The 18,870-nt window shown below is 58.7% G+C and carries 18 protein-coding genes and 1 pseudogene; 14 read left to right on the top strand and 5 right to left on the bottom strand.

Annotated elements, in window-relative coordinates; genetic code table 11:
• Window positions 1-177 precede the first annotated feature (177 nt).
• Window positions 178-810, top strand: coding sequence for a MarC family protein (locus AC13QY_RS29460; RefSeq protein ID WP_113333775.1), 633 nt, complete (start codon window positions 178-180; stop codon window positions 808-810).
• A gap of 51 nt (window positions 811-861) precedes the next feature.
• Here AC13QY_RS29460 and AC13QY_RS29465 read toward each other — a convergent pair whose 3' ends face one another.
• A complete protein-coding gene (locus AC13QY_RS29465; protein ID WP_113333802.1) occupies window positions 862-1,422 on the bottom strand; it encodes a single-stranded DNA-binding protein in 561 nt (186 codons plus the stop codon).
• Between the two features lie 271 nt (window positions 1,423-1,693).
• Here AC13QY_RS29465 and uvrA point away from each other — a divergent pair, with 271 nt between their 5' ends.
• Both uvrA and AC13QY_RS29475 read left to right on the top strand, forming a co-directional pair.
• Window positions 1,694-4,615, top strand: coding sequence for an excinuclease ABC subunit UvrA (gene uvrA, locus AC13QY_RS29470; protein WP_113389619.1), 2,922 nt, complete (start codon window positions 1,694-1,696; stop codon window positions 4,613-4,615).
• A gap of 33 nt (window positions 4,616-4,648) precedes the next feature.
• Window positions 4,649-5,455: a DUF72 domain-containing protein gene (locus tag AC13QY_RS29475; protein WP_113333773.1), complete on the top strand. Its 807-nt coding sequence runs from the start codon at window positions 4,649-4,651 to the stop codon at window positions 5,453-5,455.
• 2 nt (window positions 5,456-5,457) lie between these two features.
• Here AC13QY_RS29475 and AC13QY_RS29480 read toward each other — a convergent pair whose 3' ends face one another.
• Window positions 5,458-6,933: an NAD(P)H-hydrate dehydratase gene (locus tag AC13QY_RS29480; RefSeq protein WP_488494371.1), complete on the bottom strand. Its 1,476-nt coding sequence runs from the start codon at window positions 6,931-6,933 to the stop codon at window positions 5,458-5,460.
• 348 nt (window positions 6,934-7,281) lie between these two features.
• On the opposite strand from AC13QY_RS29480, the gene AC13QY_RS29485 reads away from it, so the two are divergent.
• From AC13QY_RS29485 to hspQ, 3 genes are all read left to right on the top strand, one after another.
• Window positions 7,282-7,620 (top strand): P-II family nitrogen regulator, encoded by a 339-nt coding sequence (locus tag AC13QY_RS29485; protein ID WP_015339877.1) that lies wholly within the window; start codon window positions 7,282-7,284, stop codon window positions 7,618-7,620.
• Between the two features lie 64 nt (window positions 7,621-7,684).
• The gene (glnA, locus tag AC13QY_RS29490; protein WP_113333771.1) at window positions 7,685-9,094 is read left to right on the top strand and encodes a type I glutamate--ammonia ligase; all 1,410 of its coding nucleotides are present in this window, start codon (window positions 7,685-7,687) and stop codon (window positions 9,092-9,094) included.
• A gap of 216 nt (window positions 9,095-9,310) precedes the next feature.
• Complete coding sequence (gene hspQ / locus AC13QY_RS29495; RefSeq protein ID WP_069612159.1) at window positions 9,311-9,640, top strand: heat shock protein HspQ; 330 nt, start codon at window positions 9,311-9,313, stop codon at window positions 9,638-9,640.
• Window positions 9,641-9,791: 151 nt separating this feature from the next.
• Here the strand turns inward: hspQ and AC13QY_RS29500 are convergent, their stop codons facing one another.
• Window positions 9,792-10,451 (bottom strand): invasion associated locus B family protein, encoded by a 660-nt coding sequence (locus AC13QY_RS29500; RefSeq protein ID WP_069612158.1) that lies wholly within the window; start codon window positions 10,449-10,451, stop codon window positions 9,792-9,794.
• 264 nt (window positions 10,452-10,715) lie between these two features.
• Between AC13QY_RS29500 and AC13QY_RS29505 the strand changes: the two genes are divergently transcribed.
• Window positions 10,716-12,524 carry an extracellular solute-binding protein gene (locus tag AC13QY_RS29505; RefSeq protein ID WP_113333770.1) on the top strand — a complete coding sequence of 603 codons (1,809 nt, stop codon included), beginning with the start codon at window positions 10,716-10,718 and terminating at the stop codon, window positions 12,522-12,524.
• 93 nt (window positions 12,525-12,617) lie between these two features.
• Window positions 12,618-13,289 carry a DsbA family oxidoreductase gene (locus AC13QY_RS29510; RefSeq protein WP_069612156.1) on the top strand — a complete coding sequence of 224 codons (672 nt, stop codon included), beginning with the start codon at window positions 12,618-12,620 and terminating at the stop codon, window positions 13,287-13,289.
• Window positions 13,290-13,452: 163 nt separating this feature from the next.
• On the opposite strand, the gene AC13QY_RS29515 is transcribed toward AC13QY_RS29510, so the two are convergent.
• Window positions 13,453-14,352 (bottom strand): LysR substrate-binding domain-containing protein, encoded by a 900-nt coding sequence (locus AC13QY_RS29515; RefSeq protein ID WP_113352545.1) that lies wholly within the window; start codon window positions 14,350-14,352, stop codon window positions 13,453-13,455.
• Between the two features lie 169 nt (window positions 14,353-14,521).
• Here AC13QY_RS29515 and AC13QY_RS29520 point away from each other — a divergent pair, with 169 nt between their 5' ends.
• From AC13QY_RS29520 to AC13QY_RS29535, 4 genes and pseudogenes are all read left to right on the top strand, one after another.
• Window positions 14,522-15,067 (top strand): sugar ABC transporter, encoded by a 546-nt coding sequence (locus AC13QY_RS29520; protein WP_152094180.1) that lies wholly within the window; start codon window positions 14,522-14,524, stop codon window positions 15,065-15,067.
• Window positions 15,068-15,073: 6 nt separating this feature from the next.
• Complete coding sequence (locus AC13QY_RS29525) at window positions 15,074-15,400, top strand: hypothetical protein (protein ID WP_113352547.1); 327 nt, start codon at window positions 15,074-15,076, stop codon at window positions 15,398-15,400.
• Between the two features lie 20 nt (window positions 15,401-15,420).
• A complete protein-coding gene (locus AC13QY_RS29530; RefSeq protein WP_488494372.1) occupies window positions 15,421-16,278 on the top strand; it encodes an MBL fold metallo-hydrolase in 858 nt (285 codons plus the stop codon).
• Between the two features lie 12 nt (window positions 16,279-16,290).
• Window positions 16,291-16,395, top strand: a pseudogene (locus tag AC13QY_RS29535) (disulfide bond formation protein DsbA); the annotation flags it as partial.
• A gap of 81 nt (window positions 16,396-16,476) precedes the next feature.
• On the opposite strand, the gene AC13QY_RS29540 reads toward AC13QY_RS29535, so the two are convergent.
• Complete coding sequence (locus AC13QY_RS29540; protein WP_113333764.1) at window positions 16,477-17,064, bottom strand: TetR/AcrR family transcriptional regulator; 588 nt, start codon at window positions 17,062-17,064, stop codon at window positions 16,477-16,479.
• A gap of 168 nt (window positions 17,065-17,232) precedes the next feature.
• Between AC13QY_RS29540 and AC13QY_RS29545 the strand changes: the two genes are divergently transcribed.
• Both AC13QY_RS29545 and ubiA read left to right on the top strand, forming a co-directional pair.
• Complete coding sequence (locus AC13QY_RS29545; protein WP_152094181.1) at window positions 17,233-17,655, top strand: RidA family protein; 423 nt, start codon at window positions 17,233-17,235, stop codon at window positions 17,653-17,655.
• A 151-nt stretch (window positions 17,656-17,806) separates the two neighbouring features.
• Window positions 17,807-18,721, top strand: coding sequence for a 4-hydroxybenzoate octaprenyltransferase (gene ubiA / locus AC13QY_RS29550; RefSeq protein WP_152094182.1), 915 nt, complete (start codon window positions 17,807-17,809; stop codon window positions 18,719-18,721).
• Window positions 18,722-18,870 lie beyond the last annotated feature (149 nt).

The raw sequence follows: 18,870 nt of genomic DNA on the forward strand, positions 1-18,870 counted from the left end.
AGGCCTGGCGAGCGCCAATTTGGGCCGGTGTTTTTGAACAGGTTTTGCCCCTTTAAGCCATGGAATCGAACATTTCCATGGCGAAATCCATCGACGCGGATGCATGACCCTTTGCGAAAGCCCATTCCTCGCATAACAATGCTCGCTAACAACGACAGAATAAGCTCTGGGGACTATATGGCGAGCGCGGATACGCTGATCAATGCCTTCACGACTCTGCTTGTCACTGTCGATCCGCCGGGGCTCGCACCGCTTTTCATCGGGCTTACGGCTGGCATGAACCGTTCGGAGCGCAAGCAGGTGGCGCTGCGCGGATCGTTGATCGCCTTTTTCATCCTGGCTGCCTTCGCCCTGTTCGGCGCGAGCGTGCTTGGCGTGCTTGGCATCTCGATCGGCGCTTTTCGCATTGCCGGCGGGTTGCTGCTCTTCTGGATCGCCTTCGAGATGGTGTTCGAGCGGCGGCAGGACAGGAAAGAGAAGACGACGGAAGTCGCCATTACCAAGGATCATATCCGCAATATCGCGGTTTTCCCTCTCGCCCTGCCCTTGATCGCCGGTCCCGGTGCAATCTCGGCTACAATCCTGCTGGCCGGCTCGCTGCAGACGACGCTCGACCGAGCGCAATTGATCGGCGTCATCGCCGTCAATCTGGCCCTGGTCTTTGCGGCCCTTGCCATTTCCGACAGGCTCGACCGAATGCTGGGCGCCACCGGCCGCGCCATTCTGACCCGCCTGCTCGGGGTTATCCTTGCGGCGCTTGCCGCGCAGTTCGTCGTGGATGGGGCAAAAGCGGCGCTGGTCCTTTCATGAAAAAGCCCGCCAAGCGGGCGGGCTTTTAAAGATCAAGCAACTGCACCGATCTCAAAACGGGATATCATCATCCAAATCGCGCGAGAAGTTGCCGCCGCCCTGGCTGCCACCACCACGGTTGCCGCCACTGCCGCGGGAAGAGCCCTGCGACGAGGACTGGCCGTAATCGTCGCCACCGTAGTCGCCGCCGTAACCACCGCCAAAGTCACCGCCGCCGCGGCCGCCACGGCTGCCGCCTTCGATGGAGCCGCCGCCTTCGCCACGGCCATCGAGCATGGTGAGCGTCGAATTGAAGCCCTGCAGCACGACTTCCGTCGAGTAGCGGTCCTGACCGTTCTGGTCCTGCCATTTGCGGGTTTGCAGCGCTCCTTCGATGTAGACCTTGGCGCCCTTCTTCAAATACTGCTCGGCGACCTTGCAGAGGCCTTCATTGAAGATGACGACGCGGTGCCATTCGGTCTTTTCCTTGCGCTCGCCGGAATTGCGGTCGCGCCAGGTTTCCGACGTGGCAATGTTGAGGTTGGCGATCGGGCGGCCGTCCTGCGTGCGGCGGATTTCCGGGTCCGCCCCGAGATTTCCAATCAGAATTACCTTGTTCACACTACCGGCCATGACATCACCCTGCTTGCCGCCCATCGACGGCTTTGAAATTCTATCTGCGCACCTTAACCCATAGCGGCTGTCAGGTGCTATTTATGCGGCCTTCCCAGTTCCGTTCATCCACAAAGAAATCGCCGCAATAATTTTGTTCTTTATTTGTTCTAATTTATCCCTATGATGATGTCAACGGAATCGAAAACCCGGCTCTACCCTTCATTTCAGCCTCGACTCGCGGGCTGACATCACTAAATAAAGGCAGACTCCAAGGGACCTGCATACGACGATGAGCGAACTGAAGACTATTTCCATACGTGGTGCGCGCGAGCACAATCTCAAGGGCATCGATCTTGACCTGCCACGCAACAAGCTGATCGTCATGACCGGCCTTTCCGGCTCCGGGAAATCGTCGCTCGCCTTCGACACCATCTATGCCGAGGGCCAGCGCCGTTATGTCGAAAGCCTTTCGGCCTACGCACGCCAATTCCTCGAAATGATGCAGAAGCCGGATGTCGACCAGATCGACGGCCTCTCGCCGGCGATTTCGATCGAGCAGAAGACGACCTCGCGCAATCCGCGCTCGACGGTCGGCACGGTCACGGAAATCTACGACTATATGCGTCTGCTGTTTGCCCGCGTCGGCGTTCCCTATTCGCCTGTGACGGGCCTGCCGATCGAGAGCCAGACGGTCAGCCAGATGGTCGATCGCGTTCTCGCTTATGAGGAGGGCACCAGACTTTACATTCTGGCACCGCTCGTGCGCGGGCGTAAGGGCGAATACAAGAAGGAATTGGCGGAGCTCATGAAAAAGGGCTTCCAGCGCGTCAAGGTCGACGGCCAGTTCTACGAGATTGCCGATGTGCCGGCGCTCGACAAGAAATACAAGCATGACATTGATGTGGTCGTCGACCGTATCGTCGTACGTCCGGATATGGCGGCGCGTCTCGCTGACAGCTTCGAGACCTCTTTGCGGCTTGCCGACGGTCTTGCCGTCGCGGAATTCGCCGACAAGCCGTTGCCGCCGGAGGAGACCGCTGCCGGCGGCTCAGCCAACAAGTCGCTGAACGAAACGCATGAGCGCGTGCTTTTCTCGGAGAAATTTGCCTGCCCGGTTTCCGGCTTCACTATTCCGGAAATCGAGCCGCGCCTGTTCTCGTTCAACAATCCCTTCGGCGCCTGCCCGTCCTGTGACGGTTTGGGCTCGCAGCAGAAAATCGATCCGGAACTGATCGTGCCGGAACCCGAACGCACGCTGCGCGATGGCGCGATCGCGCCCTGGGCCAAGTCGACCTCGCCCTATTACAATCAGACGCTGGAGGCGCTCGGCAAGCACTACGGCTTCAAGCTCGGCAATCGCTGGAACGAGCTGTCCGACAAGGCCAAGGATGTCATTCTGAACGGCACGGAAGACAAGATAGAATTCCACTATGCCGATGGCGCGCGCTCCTACACCACGCACAAGAATTTCGAAGGCATCGTGCCGAACCTCGAGCGCCGCTGGAAGGAAACGGATTCCGCCTGGGCGCGCGAGGAGATCGAACGCTTCATGTCGGCCGCCCCCTGCCCGGCCTGCAACGGCTATCGCCTGAAACCGGAAGCCCTGGCGGTCAAGATCGACAAGCTGCACATCAGCCAGGTGGCGGAGATGTCGATCCGCGTTGCCCGCGACTGGTTTGACGCGCTGCCGGGAACATTCACTGACAAGCAGAACGAGATTGCTGTCCGCATCCTCAAGGAAATCCGCGATCGCCTGCGCTTCCTCAACGATGTCGGCCTCGAATATCTGAGCCTGTCGCGCAATTCCGGCACGCTTTCCGGCGGCGAAAGCCAGCGCATCCGCTTGGCGTCGCAGATCGGCTCTGGTCTCACTGGCGTTCTCTACGTTCTCGACGAGCCGTCGATAGGCCTGCATCAGCGCGACAATGCCCGCCTGCTGGAAACGCTGAAGCACCTGCGGGATATCGGCAACACAGTGATCGTCGTCGAACATGACGAGGATGCGATCCTGACGGCCGACGATGTCGTCGATATCGGCCCTGCGGCCGGCGTGCATGGCGGCCAGGTGGTGGCGCACGGTACGCCGCAGGACATCATGGCGAACCCGAAGTCACTGACCGGTAAATATCTGTCCGGCGAGCTCGGCGTGCCGGTTCCGGACGAGCGTCGCAAGCCCAAGAAGGGCAAGGAAATCAAGGTCGTCGGCGCGAGAGGCAACAACCTCAAGAATGTCACGGCGTCCATCCCTCTCGGCGTGTTCACCGCCGTGACGGGCGTCTCCGGCGGCGGCAAGTCCACCTTTCTGATCGAGACGCTTTACAAGTCGGCGGCACGCCGCGTCATGGGTGCGCGCGAGATCCCCGCCGATCACGACCGTATCGACGGTTTCGAGCATATCGACAAGGTCATCGATATCGATCAGTCACCGATCGGCCGCACGCCGCGCTCGAATCCGGCGACCTATACCGGCGCCTTCACTCCGATCCGCGACTGGTTCGCCGGATTGCCGGAAGCCAAGGCGCGCGGCTATCAGCCCGGCCGTTTCTCCTTCAACGTCAAGGGCGGCCGCTGCGAGGCTTGCCAGGGCGACGGCGTCATCAAGATCGAGATGCACTTCCTGCCCGATGTTTACGTCACTTGCGACGTCTGCCACGGCAAGCGCTACAATCGCGAGACCCTAGACGTCACCTTCAAGACCAAGTCGATCGCCGATGTGCTCGACATGACGGTCGAGGAAGGCGTCGATTTCTTCGCGGCCGTTCCCGCCGTGCGCGACAAGCTGCAGAGCCTGAAGGACGTCGGCCTGGGCTATATCAAGGTCGGGCAGCAGGCCAATACGCTTTCGGGTGGCGAGGCGCAGCGCGTCAAACTAGCCAAGGAGCTGTCGAAGCGATCGACCGGCCGCACGCTCTACATCCTCGACGAGCCCACAACCGGGCTGCACTTCCACGATGTCGCCAAGCTTCTGGAGATGCTGCACGAACTGGTCAATCAAGGAAATTCGGTTGTCGTCATCGAACACAATCTCGAAGTCATCAAGACTGCCGACTGGATCCTCGATTTCGGTCCGGAGGGCGGTGATGGCGGCGGCGAGATCGTGGCTGTCGGCACGCCGGAGACGATTGTCAAGGAAAAGCGCTCCTATACGGGGCAGTTCCTGAAGGAGTTGCTGGAGCGGCGCCCGGTGAAGAAGGTTGCGGCGGCGGAGTGAGATTGACCCGGCCGAATGGCCAAGGAGGAGAGAATGACCAAAGCGGGCGAAATCCGCACAGGCATAGGCGGCTGGACCTTCGAACCTTGGCGCGGGACCTTCTATCCCGACACGCTGAAGCAGAAGGACGAGCTGAATTATGCCAGCCGCCAGCTGAAAGTGATCGAGGTCAACGGCACCTATTACAGCACGCAAAAGCCTGAAGTGTTTGCCAAATGGGCGGCCGATGTTCCCGATGGCTTCATCTTCTCCCTGAAGGCGACACGTTTCGTCACCAACCGGCGGGTTCTTTCTGAAGCCGGTGAATCGATGCAGAAGTTCCTGGAATCCGGCATCAGCGAGCTTGGCGATCACCTCGGCCCGCTGCTCTGGCAGTTCGCACCGACGAAGAAATTCGATCCGGATGATTTCGAGGCTTTCCTCAAGCTGCTACCGGCGAAGCAGGATGGTCTTGCGCTGAGACACGTCGTCGAGGTCCGGCACGATTCCTTCAAAGTGCCGGAGTTCGTCGCGCTGCTCGAAAAATACAATGTCGCGCCCGTTTGCGCCGAGCATTTCGAGTATCCGATGATTGCGGATGTCACGGCAGACTTCGTCTATGCCCGCCTGCAGAAGGGATCGGACGATATCAAGACCTGCTATCCGCCGAAGGATCTGAAAGCCTGGGCGGATCGCTTGAAAAGCTGGGCCGCCGGAAGGGTACCGGACGATCTGCCGCTGATCGATGCAAAGCGTAAGGTCAAGGAGGAACCGCGCGATGTCTTCGCCTTCATGATCCATGAAGGCAAGGTAAATGCGCCGCCCGGTGCGATCGCCCTGCAGCAGGAAGTGGCGAAATAGCGCTATAGCGGTTTGACGGCTGCGACGAGGTCTTCGGCGGTCAGCCCCTTCCCGGCATGTTGACCGGCAAGACCATGCAGCCAGACGCCGGCGGCGGCCGCCTCGAAGGCCGGCGCCCCCTGCGCCATCAGGCCGCCGACAATGCCCGCAAGCACATCGCCCGAACCCGCGGTGGCCAGCCAAGGCGGCGCGTTCGCGTTTATCAAAGCCCTGCCATCGGGGGCTGCGATCACGCTGTCGGCACCCTTGTAGATGATGGCAGCATGGGCTCTGGCTGCCGCCGCCCTCGCCTTGTCGACCTTGCTCAAGCTTTCGTCCGCAGCGATATCGGGAAAGAGCCGGCCGAACTCTCCCTCATGGGGTGTCAGCACCAAGCGTGTCGGTCCTTCGGCAAAGGCATCGAACAGCCGTTGCGGCTCGTCGCGAAATGAGGTGATGCCGTCGGCATCCAGCAGCAGGTGGCGATCCGCGAGCGCGAGGCAGAATTGCCGCGCCTTTTCGCCGGCGCCGAAGCCAGGCCCAAGAATGAAGGTCGAAAGGCGTTTATCGGCAAGCCATTCGAGCAATGAGGCTTCATCCGCGATGGAATGCAGCATGATTGCCGTCAGCAGGCCGGCATTGACATCAAGCGCTTCCGGCGGCGAGGCGATGGTGACGAGCCCTGCCCCCGCCTTCAACCCGGCCATGGCCGACATGCGCGCGGCACCTGTCGCATTCGGCCCGCCCGAGAAGACGACGAGATGGCCGCGCTTGTATTTGTGCGTCTCGACGCCTGCCGAGGGTATGGCCGCCTGCCATTGTGCCGGCTTGTTTTCGGCGAGCGAGCGGTCGGCGTGCGCGCGGACGATACGGTCGGGAATGCCGATGTCGAAAACCTCCAGCTCGCCGCACAGATCGCGACCGGGCAAGAGAAGATGGCCCGGCTTGCGCGTCATGAAGGTCACCGTGTGCGCGGCGTGGAAGGCTGCACCGAGAACCTGACCGCTGCGACCATCGAGACCCGACGGAAGATCGACTGAAATTACGGGAATATCAGCAGCCGCGACGCGAGCGATAACGGCGGCCACGTCATCCGGAACCGGCCGCGACAGGCCCGCGCCGAAGATCGCATCGATCACGACCTCGCCAGCCAGTGGAATAAAGCCCCCGATCGTCTCGCCCTCGACCGGGCAATCAGCCAAAGCACTGATAGCATCGCCCTTGAGCCGCTGGGGATCGCCAAGATGGAAAAGCCGCACGTCGGCCCCGGCCTGTTTCAGCGCGCGCGCTGCCACATAGCCGTCGCCGCCATTGTTTCCCGGTCCACAGAGAACGGCATATCGGACGGCTCCGGGAAAGTGCCGGAGCGCGACGGCAGCAACCGCCTGCCCTGCCTTCTCCATAAGCCCGTAGGAATCGATGCCGGATGCGGCTGCGGCGCGGTCGACGGCAGACATGGCGTCGGGGGTGAGGAGCAGATCGGTGAGCGGCAACATCATGGCGGATATTATAGATGCGAAATCTGCCTCAAAAACAACCGCTATTCCGGTGGCCATTTTGGTCGATAAATATGCATTTGCATAATAATTAAACAATAACATTCAAGACCTTGCCGAAGCACAAACCTGCGGTGCGTGGCTCTTTTTTGCGAAATTTTGCTTATCCCACGCATTTCCGCGCGAAATCGCTTCCATTTTTCCGAAAAATCTTCATCAATTCATCGTCTCGGTGCGAATTCGCCGAGATTTTTTACAGCGGTCCGTCCTCAATTGGCATGGTACGTGCATTACGTTGGCCGAGCGGGGAGTAGTCCTGCTGTATCAGGAGAAGCGGAGAGACATTTTCTCATGAAAAAGATCGAAGCGATCATTAAGCCCTTCAAGCTCGACGAAGTGAAGGAAGCCCTTCAGGAAGTCGGCCTGCAGGGTATCACCGTCACGGAAGCGAAGGGCTTCGGTCGTCAGAAGGGCCATACGGAACTTTACCGTGGCGCCGAATACGTCGTCGACTTCCTGCCGAAGGTGAAGGTCGAAGTTGTATTGGCGGACGAAAATGCGGAAGCGGTGATCGAGGCCATACGCAAGGCTGCGCAAACAGGCCGTATCGGCGACGGAAAGATTTTCGTTTCCAACGTGGAAGAAGTCATTCGAATCCGCACCGGCGAAACGGGCATCGACGCCATTTAATCTGCCCGGCCTATTCTCGGCCGCGGCTCGTTTAATCGTCATCTAAGTCAAGGGAAGTAATTTAATGACGACCGCAAGCGAAATTTTGAAACAAATCAAGGATAACGACGTCAAGTTCGTCGACCTGCGCTTTACGGATCCGAAGGGCAAGCTCCAGCACCTGACCATGGATGTGATCTGTGTCGACGAAGACATGTTCGCCGACGGCGTCATGTTCGACGGCTCCTCGATTGCCGGTTGGAAGGCCATCAACGAATCCGACATGGTGCTGATGCCCGATCCGGATACGGTTCATATGGACCCGTTCTTCGCGCAGTCCACCATGGTCATCCTTTGCGATATCCTCGATCCTGTCTCCGGCGAAGCCTATAACCGCGACCCGCGCGGCACCGCCAAAAAGGCGGAAGCCTATCTCAAGGCCTCCGGCATCGGCGACACCGCCTTCTTCGGCCCGGAAGCCGAATTCTTCGTCTTCGACGACGTCAAGTACAAGGCCGATCCATACAATACCGGCTTCAAGCTCGATTCCAGCGAACTGCCGTCCAACGACGACACCGATTACGAAACGGGCAACCTCGGCCACCGTCCGCGTATCAAGGGCGGCTACTTCCCGGTCCCGCCGATCGATAGCTGCCAGGACATGCGCTCGGAAATGCTGACGGTTCTCGCCGAAATGGGCGTCGTCGTCGAAAAGCATCACCACGAAGTCGCAGCCGCCCAGCACGAGCTCGGCATCAAGTTCGACACGCTGGTACGCAACGCCGACAAGATGCAGATCTACAAATATGTCGTGCATCAGGTCGCCAATGCCTATGGCAAGACGGCAACCTTCATGCCGAAGCCGATCTTCGGCGACAACGGCTCGGGCATGCACGTTCATCAGTCGATCTGGAAAGGCGGCAAGCCGACCTTCGCCGGCGACGAATATGCAGGCCTGTCCGAAAGCTGCCTCTATTACATCGGCGGCATCATCAAGCATGCCAAGGCCATCAATGCCTTCACCAACCCGTCGACGAACTCCTACAAGCGTCTCGTCCCGGGCTATGAAGCTCCGGTTCTGCTCGCCTATTCCGCGCGCAACCGCTCCGCTTCCTGCCGCATTCCGTTCGGCTCGAACCCGAAGGCAAAGCGCGTCGAAGTCCGCTTCCCTGACCCGACCGCCAACCCCTATCTCGGCTTCGCAGCCATGCTGATGGCCGGCCTCGACGGCATCAAGAACAAGATCCATCCTGGCAAGGCCATGGACAAGGATCTCTACGATCTGCCGCCGAAGGAGCTGAAGAAGATCCCGACAGTGTGCGGCTCGCTGCGCGAAGCGCTGGAAAGCCTGGACAAGGACCGCAAGTTCCTGACCGCTGGCGGCGTTTTCGACGACGACCAGATCGATGCCTTCATCGAACTGAAGATGCAGGAAGTCATGCGTTTCGAAATGACCCCGCATCCGGTCGAATACGACATGTACTACTCGGTCTGATATCGGACACGAAAGCCCCGGCCTGCCGGGGCTTTCTCCATGATCGGGAAGCCGGTGGCAGGTCTCCCGCCCGATGGCGTCTTCGCATTGAGCGATCACATGCTGCTCGACCAAATAACTCGGGCCGAATGTGACAGTTCGATGAAGGAATGGGGGCAAAATCCTTGATATCAGTGGTGAAAGTCACCACATGATCGCTTGAAAGGAAGTCGTGCCATGAAACAACGAAACGCAAAATTCAATATTGGCGACGTGGTTCGACACCGGATGTTCCCCTTCCGCGGTGTCATCTTCGATGTCGATCCGGAATTCGCAAATACAGAGGAATGGTGGAATTCCATTCCCGCGGAAGTGCGTCCCGATAAGGACCAGCCCTTCTATCACCTTCTCGCCGAAAACGACGAGACGGAATATGTCGCATACGTGTCGGAGCAGAACCTCATAAACGATGAGAGCGGCGTTCCCTTACGCAATCCGCAGGTCGCTCAGATCTTCGACCAGGCCCCGACCGGGCAGCTCAAGCCCAAGATGAGCTTCGCCCATTAAACACTTGTAAAACCTATCCCATTCGAAAGGGAAGGCGCTCCCAACGCCTTCCCTTTTTATTTGGCTTCCGAGCATCGGATATGGCCATTAGAGCAAAGAAAAAGCCCGGATCACTCCGGGCTTTTTCTCATGAAACGAGACTATCGTCAGCTTACTGCTGCTTGGCAGCCTTCTGCGCATCTTCGAGCTTCTTGCGTGCTTCCTCGGCCTTCTTCTGCATGCTGTCCTGCAGGCTCTTCTGGCTTTCGGCAAGCTTCGAATCGGAGATCGCCGGACCGTCATAAGCGGCGCCGAAACCGGTCAGCGAGATCTTGATCGGGTTCGGAGCGCGGCGGAAGTTCACAGAGGTGAAGGTGACGTCGGTGCCCTTCTTCAATGAAGCGACCATCGCATCCGTCACGGGAACTTCCGCGGTGCACTTGTCCGGAAGGCAGACGGCATAGTCGAGCTTCTGGCCCTTGCCGCCATCGACCTGCATGGTGATGCCGGGCGGGATCAGGCGGGCGGTCGGAACCGAGATCTGCAGGATCTTTCGGTTGACCTTGCCATCGACGGAGATGAGGCCGACAGCCGTCACGAGCTGGCCGTTGTTTGCCATGATCAAATTCTGGACGATGCAGATATCGGCATCGTCCTGCTTGGTGCAGGTCTTGTACCAGCCCAGACGCGGCTGGTTGGGATCACCGCCGCCATCAGCGGGAGCTGCGTTGGACGCGTCCTGCGCGAAAGCGGCAGCCGGCATGGCCGCGCCAATCATGAGAGCCAGAGCAGAGAGACCTGCCCGCATTTTGTTGTCAGTCTTGAACATCATAGCGAAACCGCCTCCTGAAATCCGCTTCGGGACGACAGCACGCCGTCCCATGCAATTCGGGTCAAACCGTCGTCCACCTGTCGAATGAATAAGGCAAATACATGACCCGAGAAACCCGGCACCCCTGTTACATCGCACTGGCACGGATATCCAGCTTTTCTTTGGCCTTTTCTGCCAAGTCCTAAGATTTCCGCAGTCGCGTGTTGAATTCGGCACGCTCATGATAATGTTCGGCCGAATCGTACCCTTCCCGGAAAGGATGCCATGCAAGCGCTCCGGATCGCTGCCCTCCTGTTCTTCGCAACCTTGTGCAACGCCGCGGCGGCTCAGCCGCTTTACGGCATCGCCATGCACGGAGATCCGGCACTGCCGGCGGACTTCAAGCATTTCCCCTACGTCAATCCGGATGTCAAAAAGGGCGGCCGCGTCAGCTATGGCGTCGTCGGCACCTTCGACAATCTCAATCCCTTCATTCTGAAAAGCATGCGCACGACCGCACGCGGCATGTGGGACCCGGAATATGGCAATCTCGTTTACGAGTCTCTTATGCAACGCTCAAGCGACGAGCCCTTCACCCTTTACGGATTGTTGGCGCAGACGGTCGAATGGGACGACAATCGCAGCTTCATCCAGTTCAACCTCAATCCGAAGGCCCGATGGTCGGACGGGCAGCCAGTGACGCCGGAAGATGTAATCTTCACTTTCCAGCTTCTGCGAGACAAGGGGCGCCCCAACCTTTCATCTCCGCTGAAAGGAGTCGGTGGGATGGAGAAGGTCAACGAACATAGCGTGCGGATCCATTTCAATGAGGCGGCGAATCGCGAAACGCCGCTAATCATTGCCATGTTGCCGATCCTGCCGAAACACGTCATCGATGTGGATAATTTCGATCGAACAACGCTCGCCATTCCCGTCGGCTCTGGACCCTATAAAATCAAGAGCATCGATCCGGGCCAGCGTATCATCTATCAGCGCGATCCCAGCTATTGGGGCAAGGACATTCCCACAAAAATCGGTATCGACAACTACGACGAGATATCCGTCACCTATTTTCTGCAAGAAACCAGCCTATTCGAAGCTTTCAAGAAGGGCGATATCGACGTTTATCCCGACGGCAGCCCAAGTCATTGGCAGCGAGCCTATGATTTCCCGGCCGTAAGTTCCGGTGCGGTCGTGAAGGAGACATTTAAGCCGAAGTTGCCGAGCGGCATGATGGGCTTTGTTTTCAATACGCGTCGGCCGATCTTTGCCGACAAGAATGTGCGTAAAGGCCTGACGCTTGTCTTCGATTTCGAATGGTTCAACCGCAATCTTGCCTCCAGCGCCTATACGCGCACCGAGAGCTACTGGCAGAACTCAGACCTCTCCTCCTTCGGTGTACCGGCCGATGTCAATGAGCTAGCCATGCTCGGCCCTATCAAGGACCACATCGACCCCGACGTGCTCGACGGTACTTATAAGCTTCCCGTCAGCGACGGTTCCGGGCGCGACCGAAAGATCCTGCGCAAGGCCGTCAATTTCCTCAAGCAGGGCGGCTACACGATCAAGGGCGAGCGTATGGTCGACGGCACCGGTCGCCAGCTCAGTTTCGAGATCATGACGCAGAATGCAGATCAAGAGCGTATCGCCATCGCTTATCAACGTTCCCTAGCGCTTCTTGGCATATCCGTCACGATCCGCACGGTCGACGATTCCCAATATCAGCTGCGGACAGGAAACTACGATTACGACATGATCCTGAAAGCCTATCCCTCATCGCTATCGCCCGGCACTGAGCAGCTTGGGCGATGGGGATCGGCAGCCGCCAAGGCGGCAGGCAGCTTCAATTACGCCGGTGTTGCCAGTCCCGATGTCGACACACTGATGGAACATTTTCTGACGGCCCATTCAGCCGAGGATTTCCGCGACGCGGTGCGCTCCTTCGACCGTATCCTGATCTCCGGTTATTACATGGTGCCGCTCTACCATATCGGCCAGCAATGGGTAGCGCGGCGGAGCCACATCGCCCGTCCAGACGTGCTACCGCTTTACGGCTATCAATTGTCGACCTGGTGGGACGCCTCGGCGCAATAGGGTCGCAATGGTTCCCTTTCGGTAACCGGTTGAAGCCATCGGTGCAAAGGCCTAGATGGAGGGGAACAGCCCAAAAACCGAAAGGATGAAACCATGGAACGCATCACGATTGACATCGTCTCGGACGTCGTCTGCCCATGGTGCTATCTCGGCAAGGCCCGTCTGGAGCTGGCGATTGCCGAGGTACAGGACGAAGTAGGCGTCGATCTCAACTGGCGGCCCTATCGACTCAATCCCGACTATCCGCCAGAGGGCGTTGACCAGAAAAAGGCGCTCGAGCAAAAGCTCGGCGGCGCGGAACGCGTCGCGCAGGGCCACAAGATGCTGACCGAGCTCGGCCGCGAAGTGGGCATCAAGTTCGATTTCGATGCCATCAAGATCGGCCCGAACACGCTCGACGCCCATCGCCTCATCCATTGGTCCGTCACCGAAAGCCGCGAAAAGCAGGACAAGGTGGTGGATGCTCTCTTCAAGGCGAATTTCGAGCAAGGTCGCAATGTTGGCGACCACGCGGTGCTGCTCGACATTGCCGAAGAAGCCGGGCTTGACCGTTCGGTCATATCAACGCTGCTTGCCTCCGATGCGGACCGCGATCTCATCATCAGCGAAATCGACGCCGCCCAGAAGATCGGCGTCAACGGCGTGCCCTTCTTCATCTTCGACCAGCAATATGCCGTCAGCGGCGCCCAGACGCCGGACGTGCTTGCCGGTGCGCTACGCGATATCGCCAAGATGAAGGCGGAAGCGCGCGCGGGGATGAATTGATCAAGATCCGCAGAGGCGCCATTCTGGAGGGAATGGCGTCGGTCAGGCGTTTTTCGCGTTTTTGCTGAAACGATTTCAAAACGGCTAGCCCCGCCGCTGCAAAAACCCGAAAACCAATGCCGCGTTCATCCGGATACTCTCAAGGCCTAAAAATCCACGGCCGTCAGATCGTTATATTCGCCGTCCGCGATTCCATGAGGAGCCAATTCGCAAAATCCTGGATCGGACCGTCGCTCAATCGGATCGGCTCCGGCAGGATGAGACAGAAGGTCTTGGAGATCGACTGACCATCGGGCCATGGCGCAACGAGGCGACCTTCTGCCAACTCCGTCTCGACATAGAGACGTGGCACCAGGGCGACGCCCAGTCCAGCGAGCGCAGCTTCAATCAGCATGACGTGAAGATCGTAACGCGGGCCAATCGCAGGATTGGTCAGCACAATCCCGGCCTCCTGCGCATAGCGTTGCCAGGCGTCCGGATTCTGGCGTCGGTGAAGGCGCGGCAGTTCATCGAGAGTTGGTGGCACTTTAGCGCTACCGAGAAGCGTCGGATGGCAAACCGGAACCAACGTCTCCTGCAACAGCCGATGCGTTCTCATTCCAGTCCAGGCAGGGTGATCGAAATGGATCGCGGCATCAAACCCACTTCCAGCAAGGACAAAAGGCTCCATCCGTTCGGCGAGATGCACGATAATATTCGGGTGCTTTTCGCGGAACCGCCCAAGACGGGGAATAAGCCAGCGCGCGGCGAAGGTCGGGATGGTGGCGATATCGATATTCGCGCCGCCATTGGGCTGCCCCATCAGATATTGACTGTCGCGCTCCAGCCGATCCAGTGACTCACGAACCTGTAGGGCATAGCGCTCTCCATTCGGCAAGAGCCGAACACGATTACCGACCCGCTCAAACAGCGTGACACCGAGAAAGGCTTCGAGCCGGCTTATCTGGCGGCTGATCGCTCCTTCGGTCAGGGCCAACTCGTCGGCAGCGCGAGCGAAGCTTCCATGGCGAGCCGACGCCTCGAACGCCAGGAGCGCAGAATTGCTTGGAATTTTGCGGCGCATGGGCGGCTCCCAATGTGATGGTTTGGCACTCGAACGGCTGCGACCTTGATATTTGATCACTAAAGCATGAGCCGATGTCGATATACCAGCGACGAATGGCAGTCTATCTTGATCAAATATCAATGAGAAACAAGGCCGAAAGCCGGTCCCTGCAACTAAAGGTGATACGATGATTTACACGGTGGAATGCAGCTTTGCCGATCCAGCCAGCGAAGCGGGGTGGAACGACTTCTATAGCCTGGATAAGCTCCCAGCCCTGATTTCGGTGAGTGGCTTTCACACCTCGCAGCGCTTGAAGGCAATCAGCCGCAATTGCCCGGTTTATCTTGCCATGCATTCGATCGATGGCCTCGATGTTCTGACGGGTGAGGAATATCGCCAAAAGGGTGGTGGAAATTTTGCGCGTTGGCAGCAGCACATCACCGATTGGCACCGAAACCTTTATGATGGCATCGAGCGAGCGCCGGCAATCGATGAAGACGAATATCTGGTGTTAAGCGCCCATGGCCCCGAGCCCCTCACCCGCCTAGACCTCACCCCGTCCGCAATGCATGCGGTGGCAATGGAGAAGCTCCCGGAGCACCGTTGGCTCGCCAAGGTGAAGCGCTCCGCGATTGCAGACATTCGGCATCTTCCCGGGGATGTTCATGTCTACGAACCGATGACGACACAATTGACGAGTGGCAAGAATGCCGCCTCCGAGACAGCGCGGTAGGTTCTGATGCCGAACGTCACAATCTTCATCCCCGCAGAAAGCATGCCGGGCGACGAAGCACTTGCCGATCTCACGGAGCAATGCACCGAACTTTGCACGGGCATCCTTCGAGCTGCATTGGCCAACGTGCATGTCATCTATGTCGCTGTCCGCTCCGGCCGAGGGCATCAGGTCTTTGCAGACATCCGATATCGCCTTGAACCCTTTCGCACGCCGGCGGTCATGGATCGCTTCATGCAAGGCCTGGATGACGCCATCAAATATAAGCTCGCCCTCACCGCGCGCATCCGTTGCTTCGGCTATGGAGCCGCATGCCTCTACGCGCGAAACTGAGCGGCTGGTTGGAGATAACAATGACTAATCCAGCGTTTCCCAGCCAGCAGGTTGGCGACTTAACAATTACCGCCATCAGCGACGGCTACCTTGCTGCCAACCTCGACCTTCTCTCGAATATCGACCCGACAGATGCTTCTCGAATGCAGGCGAAGACGAGGATCGAGGATCCCGCCTCGATTCATATCAACTGCTACATGGTGCGTAGTGGCGGCCGCACGGCCCTGATCGACGCGGGAGCGGGCGGTTTCAAACAATGGGGTGGCCGGCTGGAAACCAATCTCGCTCTGGCCGGCATCCAGCCTCTGGATATCGACACGATCCTGCTGACACATGCCCATCCGGATCATATCGGAGGGCTGATGAACGCTTGCGGAGACGCCACCTTCCCGAACGCCGAGCTTGTCGTCCACAATCGCGAAATCGCCTTCTGGCAGGACGACGGCAATTTGAACCGAGCGCCGGAGCGCGCCCGCGGCAACTTTATCCTCGCGCGTCGAGCGTTCGACGGCTATCGCGGCAGGCTGCGCTCTTTCGATGCCGGTGAGGTGCTTCCCGGCATCACTGCGATGCCACTTCCCGGCCATACCCCAGGGCACACGGGCTATCGTCTCAATTCCGGCGGCAAGAATCTGTTGGTCTGGGGAGATATCGTCCACTTTCCCTCGATCCAGATTGCACGACCGGATGTATCGATCGCCTTTGACCAGGATCCACATCTGGCAGCATCGACGCGATCAAGGCTATTGGATCTCGTCAGCTCGGAGCGGCTGTTGATCGCCGGTATGCACCTGGGCGAACTCGGTTTTGCGCATATCGAGCGAACGACCGGAGCCTACGGCGTGACTTATGCGAGACCTCATCGTCAGCAAAATTGAGGCCGCTCAAAAGATCAGCAATATGCCGTCAGCGGTGCCAAGACGCCGGACATGCCTGCCGGTGCGCTGCGCGATCTCGCCAAGATGGAGGCTGAAGCGCGTGCGGGGATGAACTAAGCGGGCTTCCGCTTTTTCGATCAGAGCCGCAGGGGCTTCCGCGAATCGCCGATCGCGGAAGCAGCTGAGCCATAACCGGCATCAGGTCTTTGCCAGCAGTCCCGAAGCCATCGTCCGGAAGGCCTCTATCGCCTTGGGCAGCACCTCCGTCGGATTATCGCTGGCAGCAACCCAGAGAGCGGCATTCAGCGCTGCGCCGGAAATGAGCCGGGCTGCCGCCTCGGCATCGACCGGTTTGACCACCTCTTGTTCCAGAAGCTTTGACACCGTCTGCCGGGTCCCCGCGAGGCAGCTATTCTGACTTGGCCATTTCGAGGGATCGCCCAAAACAGCCGGCCCGTCGAGCAGGACGATGCGCTGGACCTCCGGATCGAGCGCCATCTTGATGTAGGCCTCGCCTTCCGCAAGCAGTCCTTGCCAGTCACCGTCCGCCTGTGCGCCGATCTCCTTCGCCCGCAGCGCCATCTCATTGTCGATCTGATCGACGACTGCGGCGAGTAATCCGCGCTTGTCGCCGAAATTGTGGTAGAGCGCGCCCCTCGTCAGACCGACATCCGCCGTCAACTCATCCATTGAAGCCGCCGCAAACCCTTTCTCCGCGAAAGCTTTCCGCGCAGCGGCAATCAGCTTGGTGCGATTTTCTTCCATTGTTTCCAGGCGCTTTGCCATATCACTCTCAAATTTCATATACGTTTCGTATGTGAAATATTGACATACGTCGCGCATATCAATATTTCACATACGCACCGTATATCAAACGAGACGGCGGTTTGGAAGCCTCGCGCGAGCTTGCGTCCTTCCCATCTTTTCAGATCAACGCGAATGAGAGCCGACACCATGACGACACGCAATGCAATTTTCCCGAAGAACAGACATGCGCTTTATGAGGAGCACGGCTATTCCGCCGCAATCCGTTCCGGCGACCTGCTGTTCGTCTCCGGTCAAGTTGGTAGCCGTGCGGATGGAAGCCCAGAGCCGGATTTCGAAAAACAGGTCGAACTCGCCTTCGACAATCTGAGAGCAACCTTGGAAGCCGCAGGCTGCACCTTCGACGACATCATCGATGTCACCACGTTTCACACCGATCCGGAGCGGCAGTTCGGCGCTATCATGACCGTCAAGAACCGGATCTTCACCGAAAAGCCCTATCCGAACTGGACGGCGGTTGGCGTCAGCTGGCTGGCGGGCTTCGATTTCGAAATCAAGGTCATAGCGCGCATTCCTGATTCTGGGGAGATGCGTGAGCCGCGGACGGCTTGAGGGTATGGTCAGATTTCGGCCCGCGGCGGAAAATGGCCGTCGCGGGTCGGACGCGACCGCAAGGCTAAATTGGCGCAGCCGCGCCTCCAGCCGTTGCGAGATGTGCGGAAGTCGCTATTTTTCTTCGTCGATGAAACTGCGGATTTCGATGATGAACGTATCCACCCGTCCCGATCTGAGCGATATAAAACTGGGTGACTGGGTGGACCGCCGTTTGCCTGCGGCGTTGAGACCCTACACGCGGCTTGCGCGGCTGGATCGGCCCGTCGGCATTTGGCTGACGCTTTTTCCTTGCTGGGCAGCGCTCATCCAAGCCTCACATGGTTTTCCAGATATCAGACAGCTAGCAATTTTCTCGCTAGGCGCATTGCTGATGAGAAGCGCGGGCTCGACTGTCAACGACATTGCGGATCGAAAGTTTGATGGGCATGTCGAGCGTACACGCTTTCGGCCATTGGCGAGTGGACAGATCGGCGTGCCGCAGGCCGTGCTGTTTCTGGTGGCGGAACTCACGCTCGCTGCTTCGCTTCTGTTCTTCCTGACGCCATTCACACGCCTTGTCGCGATCAGCGTCTTGCCGCTCGTGTTTGTCTATCCGCTCTGCAAGCGTTTCACCTATTGGCCCCAAGCTGTACTTGGCGCGGCCTTCAATTGGGGAATGCTGATGGCCTGGTCGGAAGTCACAGGCACGATTCCTGTCGGTGCGGCTCTGATGTGGCTCGGCGCTATCGCCTGGCAGATCGGATACGATACCGTTTACGCCTATGTCGACGTTCGCGACGATACGCGACTGGGCTTGAAATCGACCGCCATCCTGTTCGGCTCGCGTGGCAAGGCATGTATCGGCTTGTTCTATGCCATTGCCGTCGCTGCATGGTCCGCCGGTGGTTGGCTGACGGGCATGTCATTGCCCTATGTGGTCGGAATGCTCGTCATAGCCGTGCATCTCGGCTGGCAGACCTGGCGCCTCGATCTTTCACGCCCTGAGGTCAATTACCGGCTGTTTCTGGCGAATATTCTTACAGGCATACTATTGGCCGCAGCATCCTTTGCTGGATCGCTGTAAGCGGAACAACTACTTCGCCAGCTCCGCCAGCTGCGTCATGACCACAGCCGCGCCCTGCAGTCGCTTCTCCGGTGTCGGCAGATCGCGGGTCAGGAAGACGCTCTGATCGGGGCGGATCTTGGCCATTGTGCCCTGCTTGGCGATGTAGC

This window comes from Martinezella sp. CNPSo 3795 (assembly GCF_057784475.1).

What these genes read in the sequence shown, in the direction of transcription:
- AC13QY_RS29510 (WP_069612156.1), top strand. Translation starts at nt 12,618, where the DNA reads ATGGAACGCATCACGATTGACATCGTCTCGGACGTCGTCTGCCCATGG.
- AC13QY_RS29485 (WP_015339877.1), top strand. Translation starts at nt 7,282, where the DNA reads ATGAAAAAGATCGAAGCGATCATTAAGCCCTTCAAGCTCGACGAAGTG.
- AC13QY_RS29515 (WP_113352545.1), bottom strand. Translation starts at nt 14,352, where the DNA reads ATGCGCCGCAAAATTCCAAGCAATTCTGCGCTCCTGGCGTTCGAGGCG.
- AC13QY_RS29460 (WP_113333775.1), top strand. Translation starts at nt 178, where the DNA reads ATGGCGAGCGCGGATACGCTGATCAATGCCTTCACGACTCTGCTTGTC.
- AC13QY_RS29465 (WP_113333802.1), bottom strand. Translation starts at nt 1,422, where the DNA reads ATGGCCGGTAGTGTGAACAAGGTAATTCTGATTGGAAATCTCGGGGCG.
- AC13QY_RS29530 (WP_488494372.1), top strand. Translation starts at nt 15,421, where the DNA reads ATGACTAATCCAGCGTTTCCCAGCCAGCAGGTTGGCGACTTAACAATT.
- AC13QY_RS29520 (WP_152094180.1), top strand. Translation starts at nt 14,522, where the DNA reads ATGATTTACACGGTGGAATGCAGCTTTGCCGATCCAGCCAGCGAAGCG.
- AC13QY_RS29480 (WP_488494371.1), bottom strand. Translation starts at nt 6,933, where the DNA reads ATGATGTTGCCGCTCACCGATCTGCTCCTCACCCCCGACGCCATGTCT.
- hspQ (WP_069612159.1), top strand. Translation starts at nt 9,311, where the DNA reads ATGAAACAACGAAACGCAAAATTCAATATTGGCGACGTGGTTCGACAC.
- AC13QY_RS29505 (WP_113333770.1), top strand. Translation starts at nt 10,716, where the DNA reads ATGCAAGCGCTCCGGATCGCTGCCCTCCTGTTCTTCGCAACCTTGTGC.
- AC13QY_RS29475 (WP_113333773.1), top strand. Translation starts at nt 4,649, where the DNA reads ATGACCAAAGCGGGCGAAATCCGCACAGGCATAGGCGGCTGGACCTTC.
- uvrA (WP_113389619.1), top strand. Translation starts at nt 1,694, where the DNA reads ATGAGCGAACTGAAGACTATTTCCATACGTGGTGCGCGCGAGCACAAT.
- AC13QY_RS29545 (WP_152094181.1), top strand. Translation starts at nt 17,233, where the DNA reads ATGACGACACGCAATGCAATTTTCCCGAAGAACAGACATGCGCTTTAT.
- ubiA (WP_152094182.1), top strand. Translation starts at nt 17,807, where the DNA reads ATGAACGTATCCACCCGTCCCGATCTGAGCGATATAAAACTGGGTGAC.
- AC13QY_RS29525 (WP_113352547.1), top strand. Translation starts at nt 15,074, where the DNA reads ATGCCGAACGTCACAATCTTCATCCCCGCAGAAAGCATGCCGGGCGAC.
- glnA (WP_113333771.1), top strand. Translation starts at nt 7,685, where the DNA reads ATGACGACCGCAAGCGAAATTTTGAAACAAATCAAGGATAACGACGTC.
- AC13QY_RS29500 (WP_069612158.1), bottom strand. Translation starts at nt 10,451, where the DNA reads ATGATGTTCAAGACTGACAACAAAATGCGGGCAGGTCTCTCTGCTCTG.
- AC13QY_RS29540 (WP_113333764.1), bottom strand. Translation starts at nt 17,064, where the DNA reads ATGGCAAAGCGCCTGGAAACAATGGAAGAAAATCGCACCAAGCTGATT.